Genomic DNA, 5,426 nt, shown 5'->3' with positions numbered 1-5,426 from the left:
TAAGCAAGTTCATGATAAAAAAATAGAGCATTTACTCCAATTAATTATCATTTAGATGTCAATCGCTTTTTATTTTTTAAAATAAATAATAAAAATCATAAATTTATGTAAGAACGATTTTTACGTATAATTTATAAAATTTGAGCTATTTTACAAATAAAAACATAACTGCCTATTTATTCGCCGTTCAATGAACACTCAAAATTGGTTCGCTCCACAGTACAACGGGCTTTTTTAAGCACTGTCATCATGGTCGGTTCATAAATTCCTTGTTTGGTCAGATCTAAACGACCATCTCGTAATATTTTTTGATATTTCTCATGATCTTGTTTAGTCAAATTTACTTTATATTTGGCAGGAATTCCGGCTTCCAAGCGCTGTACCATCGCAAAGCTTTTCGGCAAAATTTTGATAAACCAGCTACGTGATTGGTCTGCAAAGCCTTCAGGAAATTTTTCTGGACGAATCACCAAATCGGCCGTCACGTTGACGACTGGAAAATTAATCATTGCCCCAGTAGAACCCAAGCCTTTATAGATTTCTAGCGGCTTAAAGGCATACGCAGGTGCAGCAATCATGTCGACTTCACCATTGTTGAATTTTTTCACAAAATTAGAAATATCAGCCATTACCGGCACTGCACCAATACGCTGGACAACAATTTTTTGCGCCTGATCATAGTGCAGAATAGCAAACTTTTTACCTTTTGCTTTTTCAATAGTATTGATAGATTTATCACGTACAAAAAGATAAGCCGTACCAATTTGTCCAATCCCTGCTACCTCATATTTTTCATTGGCAATGGTACTAATCAGCCGCTTTTTATTGCGTTTATCCAGCACAAAAGAAATGGCTTTTTGTGCAATCTGATTACTTGGAACGCCACCGAGTGCATCAATTGAACCGGCAAATTTGTTATAGGCACGGGCACGCATGGAGGTCATGTAAAAAGCATCACAGACACCGGCTTTAAAATCTTTTTCAATTTTTGCTTCGTCTTGATACGGCATTAGATTGACCTTGGCACCCCAGTTTTGACTGGCCAAAGCCCATTCTTCAATTAATTTATAGGACTCACCTGCTTTACCGAGTAAATCAAATACACAGATATTCTGTTTTGCCTGCGCTAAGCTCGAAAAACTCAAAAGTGTGAGCGTAGATAAAATAAAAGTCCTTTTTTTCATGATGTACCTTATTCTTTTTTCACTTTTTTCTCGTAGAAAATCACTATAATTTTCTTTTTATACTAAAAACAGAGCTGCTCAGGCCTTTCTGACGAAAGGCTATTTTTTGCATAATTTGTCACATTTTCATTGATCTACTTAAAATCATGCTTTTATAAGAAAGAATAATGCCCAGCCTTTTTCTTTTCTGAGTAGCTTCCTTTAGAATAGCCCCATCATTCTTCTCTTTTAGATATTTCAATGATTCAGTTAGATCAACTTTCTATACGTCGCGGTGGACGTGTTTTATTTCAAAAAGCGTCTATGCAGCTACATCCAGGATGGAAAATTGGCCTAACTGGTGTCAATGGTGCAGGAAAATCGACCCTGTTTGCTGCCTTATTGGGTGGCATGGAATCGGATGGCGGTTCCCTGAAACGTCCTGCTGTCTGGACAGTGGCCCATATGGCGCAGGAAATTAAAGCGCTAGAGATGAAAGCCATTGATTTTGTCCTGTCTGGAGATGAGGAATATTGGGATATCCAGCATAAACTGGAACATCCTGAAAACCTGAATAATGAAGAATTAGCACATTTATATGGCCGTTTCGACGAAATTAATGGCTACTCTGCCCCATCAAAAGCATCACAGTTGATGGCGGGTCTGGGTTTCTTTGAGCATCAGTCTCAACTGGATGTTTCAAGTTTCTCTGGCGGTTGGCGTATGCGTTTAAACTTAGCCCGTACGCTGATGAGCCGTTCAGACTTGCTGTTACTGGACGAACCGACCAACCATCTAGACTTAGATGCAATTTTATGGCTGGAAGACTGGTTAAAAGCTTATGAAGGCACCCTGATTTTAATTTCACATGACCGTGATTTCCTGGATGCCGTTACCGATCATATTTTACATATCGAAAACCAAGAACTCATTTTATACACCGGAAATTATTCCACCTTTGAACGTACCCGTAGTGAACGTCTGGCACAGCAACAACAAGCTTATGAAAAACAGCTTGAAACGCGGGCACATTTACAAAAATTTATTGACCGCTTTAAGGCCAAAGCCACCAAAGCCAAACAGGCTCAAAGCCGGATTAAACAATTAGAACGTATGCAGGAACTTTCTGCTGCGCATGTCGATACACCGTTTACCTTCAGTTTCCGTGAACCGACTAAAATGAGCTCGCCTCTGCTGCAACTGGAACATGCAGATATTGGTTATGGCGATAAGTTGATTGTGACCAATGTCAATCTACAAATCACCCCCAGCAGCCGTATCGGTTTACTTGGGATGAATGGTGCAGGTAAGTCGACGCTGATCAAATCTTTAGTCGGTGACCTGAAACTACTCAAAGGGACACGCAAAGATTCTGAATTGCTGAATATTGGTTATTTTGCCCAGCATCAAATGGATGCCCTGGATGGTAGTGCCAGTCCAATGCTGCAATTGTCAAGAATCGCGGACAAAAAAATCAGTGAAGCAACTTTACGTGCATTCCTGGGAAGTTTTGGCTTTAGTGGCGAACGTATGGATACACCAAGTGAAGGCTTCTCCGGTGGTGAGCGTGCACGTTTAGCTTTGGCTTTAATTGTATGGCAACGTCCAAACGTGTTGATTCTGGATGAACCGACCAACCATTTGGACCTGGATATGCGTCATGCCCTGACCATGGCTTTACAAGACTTTGAAGGTGCTGTGGTATTGGTATCGCATGAGCGTCAACTGATTGCCAGCGTATGCGATGAATTGTTATTGGTCCACAATGGTCAATGTCGTGAATTTGATGGTGATCTGGTTGCATATGCGGATTGGTTACGTCAGGCACGTATCGAGATGATCAAAAATGGTCAAAAATCTGCTGAACCGGTGAAGTCGCAAGTAGAAGTAAAACCGGCAATATCCAAGCTCGATAAAGAAGCGCAACGTAAAGAAACCGCACGACGCCGTGAAATGATCCGCCCAATTCGTAAAAATATTGAAAAAAATGAAGCACAGATGACCAAGCTGCAAGCACGTTTAACTGAAATTGAAGTATTACTGGCTGATACGGCAATCTATGAAGCAAATCGTAAAGATGATTTACTTAAATTGATGAATGAACAAGCCAAGTTAAAAAGTGAACTGGAAACTGCGGAAGAACAAATGCTAGAGCTGATGATGGAACTGGAAGAGCTGGAAAGTTCTTTTGAATAAGGCATTTTTCTATTCTTAAGCCAAGCTAAAGCAATGCTTATTTTATAATCGCAGTACAATTTTAAAGTTGTACTGCGATTTTTTAATTTTTCTAAACGTCCCTTCTCGATAGTCATTTTAGCCAGCTATAGCGATTTATTTTCAATTGAACAACACCATCAAGTTTTAAATTCAAAATCATCTTAAAATAAATTTAAAACAAGATTTTAAATTTAAAAATCTTATCCACAACCCTTCAAAATTCCAGTTTAAATTTAAAATAAAAGATTATTTTATCTTGTGGATAAGTTAATTTTAATTTTTCTAATCCACTAAACTGATGGTTTAGCAAGTTATCCACATGAGTTTTTCCTTATGTTTTCTATTTGGATTAAGTTTTATTATTTATTTTGAGCGGTTTTCTTACGTTTTAAAAACCTGAGTTCGATAATTTTCCAAGCGCCCTGATTGACCCATGATTCCTGAATCTGTTTCTGATCCTGCAAGCCAATCAAGACTTTGCAATGCTTCAAATCTTTATCATAATCAAATTCTTCAAACTCAACTGCGGGTTTTTGCGGCTTCCAGACACCATTTTTTACGGCATGAGCAATCCTGTCATAGCGGACAAAATTGCTTTCTACACGACCTTCCTGCTCGTAGACCACCTTGAACTGTTCATGTTCATACTGAGCAAGGACCTCATAATTTCCGCTAAAAAAGGCCTCAGTCCAGATATCACGGATCTGTTCCAATTCTTGATCCATAGCGCTCACCTCGTCATATTGCATGATGATTTCCTCTTGCTTAGAGTCATCATGACAGAGGAATAAGTCATTTTAATAAAAATAAAGATGGCTAAAAGGTAATCAGATTAAGATAAAAATAGCATAAAAAAAGCACCCCGAAGGGTGCTGTTTACAATTTCACTTATCAATAGATCAAGCATCAATATCCGCATTCAGGGCATTTTCTTCAATGAAGGCACGACGCGGTTCCACATCATCTCCCATCAAACAGGAGAACATGCGATCTGCTTCAATGGCATCGTCAATAGTCACTTGCAGCATGTTACGGTTTTCAGGATCCATGGTGGTTTCCCATAGCTGTTCCGCATTCATCTCACCCAGTCCTTTATAGCGCTGGATCATCATGCCGCGACGTGAGTCAGATAAAATGTGCTGCCAAACCTGATGGAAAGTCGCCACATTAATCTTACGATCACCTTTCTGCAAATAAGCACCATCTTCAAGCAAGGTAAACCAGCTCTTCGAGTTTTGCAGTAAACGCTTGTATTCACTTGAAGCCAGCAGGCCAGCATCCAGCAAATAATGGTGTGGCAAGTTGTGTACATATACCGTTACACGTGGCCAGTAATGCGCCACCTTGCTGCCATCTGCGTGTTCTTTCTCAAACAGTTCAAGCGTGATTTCAGGACGTAAACTTGGCTGATACGCTTCGATAGCAGCGCGCAACTGTTCAGACCACTGTTTCACATAGTCTTCATCATGGCTATGGTCGAGCTTGAATGCATCCAGGCCCAGCAAACCATCCAGCAAACTTGCTGGATAACGGAGAGTTAAACGATTCAAACTTTTCTGTGAAACTTGGTAATCTTCAATCACTTTTGCCAGTGCTTGACCGGTAATAGCTGGAGATTCAGCACTAATATGCAAGGATAAATCATCAATTGCATTTGAAATCAGGAAGGTTTCCAGAGCATCATTATCTTTAAGATATTGCTCATGCTTACCTTTTTTCAACTTATACAATGGTGGCTGTGCGATATAGATATAACCACGTTCCACCAGTTCAGGCATTTGACGGAAGAAGAAGGTCAACAGTAACGTACGAATGTGCGAACCATCGACGTCAGCATCGGTCATGATGATGATTTTGTGATAACGCAACTTGTCCGGATTGTACTCTTCACGGCCAATACCGCAGCCCAAGGCCGTAATCAGCGTACCGACTTCCTGACTCGAGATCATCTTGTCAAAGCGCGCACGTTCCACGTTCAGGATTTTACCTTTCAGCGGTAAAATGGCTTGCATCTTACGGTTACGACCCTGTTTTGCAGAACCGCCC

At 40.3% G+C, this 5,426-nt stretch carries 4 protein-coding genes; 1 reads left to right on the top strand and 3 read right to left on the bottom strand.

Annotated elements, in window-relative coordinates:
• Positions 1-176: 176 nt before the first annotated feature.
• On the bottom strand, positions 177-1,184 hold the full coding sequence (locus B2Y23_RS09265; RefSeq protein ID WP_291357397.1) for a putative solute-binding protein: 1,008 nt from the start codon (positions 1,182-1,184) through the stop codon (positions 177-179).
• A gap of 240 nt (positions 1,185-1,424) precedes the next feature.
• Here B2Y23_RS09265 and B2Y23_RS09260 point away from each other — a divergent pair, with 240 nt between their 5' ends.
• On the top strand, positions 1,425-3,359 hold the full coding sequence (locus B2Y23_RS09260; RefSeq protein WP_291370414.1) for an ATP-binding cassette domain-containing protein: 1,935 nt from the start codon (positions 1,425-1,427) through the stop codon (positions 3,357-3,359).
• A gap of 380 nt (positions 3,360-3,739) precedes the next feature.
• Here B2Y23_RS09260 and B2Y23_RS09255 read toward each other — a convergent pair whose 3' ends face one another.
• Both B2Y23_RS09255 and B2Y23_RS09250 read right to left on the bottom strand, forming a co-directional pair.
• The gene (locus B2Y23_RS09255) at positions 3,740-4,105 is read right to left on the bottom strand and encodes a hypothetical protein (RefSeq protein ID WP_291357457.1); all 366 of its coding nucleotides are present in this window, start codon (positions 4,103-4,105) and stop codon (positions 3,740-3,742) included.
• A 174-nt stretch (positions 4,106-4,279) separates the two neighbouring features.
• A partial coding sequence (locus tag B2Y23_RS09250; RefSeq protein ID WP_291370412.1) for a toprim domain-containing protein occupies positions 4,280-5,426 on the bottom strand: 1,147 nt, incomplete at its 5' end.

The sequence above is a fragment of the Acinetobacter sp. UBA5934 genome (assembly GCF_002430855.1).
In the GTDB taxonomy this organism is placed as follows: domain Bacteria; phylum Pseudomonadota; class Gammaproteobacteria; order Pseudomonadales; family Moraxellaceae; genus Acinetobacter.
Note: the sequence above shows the minus strand (reverse complement) of the source record. Positions and strands in the feature narration are given on the sequence as shown.